This is a genomic window from Robinsoniella sp., assembly GCF_034124845.1.
The window spans coordinates 6153-8972 of sequence record NZ_JAWYAJ010000004.1 but is presented as its reverse complement, the minus strand read 5'-3'; the positions used below and the strand labels follow the sequence as shown (position 1 = coordinate 8972).

Here is a 2820-nt window from a genome sequence, read left to right as displayed (position 1 = left end):
TGCACTGGAACGAGGACGTGGTGATGTGCTCACAAAGTGGGCAAATGAGCTGATTGAAAAAGAAATTCATGTTGTAAATATGTTGGGATGTCATGATGGTATTCCGCTTCTTGATTTAAAAGGACTTATTCCGGAAGAAAGAATACAGTCAATTATTGATACAGTTGTAGCCCGTGGAGGTTTTGTGAAAGATCTTCATGGACAAAAAAATGTTTATTACCAGGTAAATGCTGCATATTACAGCGCACTTGGGGAAAGTGATACAAAAATGTTGTTAGCTCGTGCTTTACAGCTCTTTATGCCAGGAAAACCTCAGGTATGGTATCAGGATCTCTTTGCAGGAAAAAATGATTATGAAGCTGTAAAACGTGCTGGTGCAGGCGGACACAAGGAAATTAACCGTTCTAATTTAAGCGTTGCTCAGATGGAAGAAAAAATCAAAGAAAGGGTAGTGATAAAACAGCTTGAAATGCTTCGTTTCCGTGCTGCATTCCCGGCATTTGCCTTTGATAGTAATATCACGGTAGATAGCAGTGGATCTATGATGAATTTCGTATGGAAAAAAAATAGATATACAGCAACACTTACTGCAGATCTTGCAAATCATACATTCTCCATGAAAGGAATTGATCCAAACGGAGAGGAAAGCGTGATAATATAATGAACGGTAACGGAAATGAACAGGCATTGGCGATTGAGCGTGTGCTTGTCAGGGATAAATTTAAACAGACGGATAGGCGGAACTGCATTACGCCCGCTATCATAACAATATTTATCCGTTGATCTGCCATAAAAACACCGCCTGCTGTTTGATACATACATTATATCAAACATAGACGGTGTTATCTACTTTTTCAGATCCTCATTCAGTGGAAGAATAATTTTAACGGTAGTACCCACACCCTCTTCACTCTCAATCATCAGTGAGCCGCCGCATTGCAGCATCAGACGGTTACGTACATTTTCAATGCCCACATGTGTGCGTCCATCCTCTTTCGGAATGTCCGGGGCAAATCCAAGTCCGTCATCACGGATAGTAACGATTATGTTTTCGTCAGTCTGTTCACTTTTTATACTCACTGTGCCGCCGGCTCTTTTCTTAATAATACCATGTCTCACAGCATTCTCTACAATCGTCTGAACCGTCAGCGGGGGCAGTAAAAAGTCCTGGCACAGTATCTCTATTTCTATATTCAGCTTTTTCGGAAACCTCATTTTTTCCAGATATAAATAATTGTTAACATGAAACATTTCCCTTTCAAATGAAATCAGCTGCTTATCAATCAATGAATCCAGATTGCCTCTGAGATAGAATGAAAAATGCTCCAACGCTTCAGAAGCCCGTTCCGGTTCCGTGTCACACAGTTGTTTAATCCCCTGAAGTGCATTAAAGAGAAAATGAGGCTGTACCTGACTGAGCATTACGGATATACGATTTTGGTTTAACTCATTTTCCAGAATGAGGGCACGCTTTTCACTATTCATAATTCTTTTGATGTGCCGTATGGTATAGATTTCCTCAATCAGGGAGAAAGAAATTAATCCAAGTCCCAATAAAATTGCTGCTTCTGAAAATTGTACATAACCATTGATCAGTTCTACAACGGCACAGACTGCCAGCGGCAGTATTGCCTTCAGTAATTGTGCAGAGTCCCTGTTATGCAGTCTCCTTGTCTCATAAACCAGACAGTAGATGACCCAGAGCGCCACCAGCAGTTCCAGAATGGAAAAATAATTTATAGCTGAATATAGATCCTGTATCATGAATATTTGATTTACTATTGCTGCGAGCGTGACCAGAAGCAACAGTCCGGTACAGTATAACAGAGATTTCTTTCTCCAGCCGGATAGATGTTCAGCCGCAAATAATACCACAAATACGGCTATACCCTGCATGGAACAGGAATACAGGACATTCAGGAACACGGGAAATGGCAAAATCAATGTAGGCGCAGGAGACAGGGTATAAAACCATGTGGAGGAAAACAGGGTGACCAGTCCCAGCCACAGAAAGCGGCGACCACCGTCAATTCGCAGTATGGCGCATTCCAAAGCAACGATAAGCAGGAATAACGTCAGGAACAGAAAAATCGTTCCGATGGTCATAGTCCATCCGTCATTGCTGACTGCTTTAAACAACATCATCCGTTCGTCACCGGTATGCATTTGCCGGAGTAATTCATCAAACTGGATCATATAGGCATTCCAGTAGAGATTGCCAAAATTTAATTCTGCCTGATCACCGGAGGTGATACCTGGCGAAACTATAGTAACCCACTGTTTTCCTACAGCCTGGGTAGGATTTCCTCCGCTTCGCACAGGTCCGGTTGAATAAATCTCTTCACCGTTTATCCGAAGAGTAACACGCATGTGGTCGATGTTAAGAAAAAGCTTATCACCTTCCGGAATATCCCTGCTGAAGTGACCGCGCACTGTAATATCCCGCAAATCTTTATTTTCGAAATCGGTCTGGTGGGTTAAGGTCTTCCAGGGTCCCCCCTCTTCGCTGTATTCTCCCAGAATTTCCACAGGATATAAATTCCCGTCTGATTTCATTTTCTGGTCAAAGCGAAATAAGGTGGAGAAAAGTATCACTGCCGCTATTAAAACAGCAGCAGTGAGAAAGATCAGCGTAAAACGTAATAATCTGGTACTTTTATTGGAACAAGGTTCTTTATACATAGTGGTCCTTCCTCGTATGCGTTTCAGCTGGCTTATTGGAACAGTAGCTATTGCTGTTCATTTACTTATCCGCCTAAAAATCATTATTTTATTAGAACATTATAGCCAGCATGTGAGGGATTGTCAATGCTAGCGGTA

Annotated in this window: 1 protein-coding gene and 1 pseudogene; one reads left to right on the top strand and one right to left on the bottom strand. The window is 41.8% G+C overall.

Annotated features, from left to right (window positions below):
• Positions 1-661 (top strand): annotated as a pseudogene (locus ACH2DQ_RS00225) (glycosidase); the annotation flags it as partial.
• Between the two features lie 185 nt (positions 662-846).
• On the opposite strand, the gene ACH2DQ_RS00220 reads toward ACH2DQ_RS00225, so the two are convergent.
• Positions 847-2682 (bottom strand): sensor histidine kinase, encoded by a 1836-nt coding sequence (locus tag ACH2DQ_RS00220; protein WP_394914643.1) that lies wholly within the window; start codon positions 2680-2682, stop codon positions 847-849.
• Positions 2683-2820: the final 138 nt, after the last annotated feature.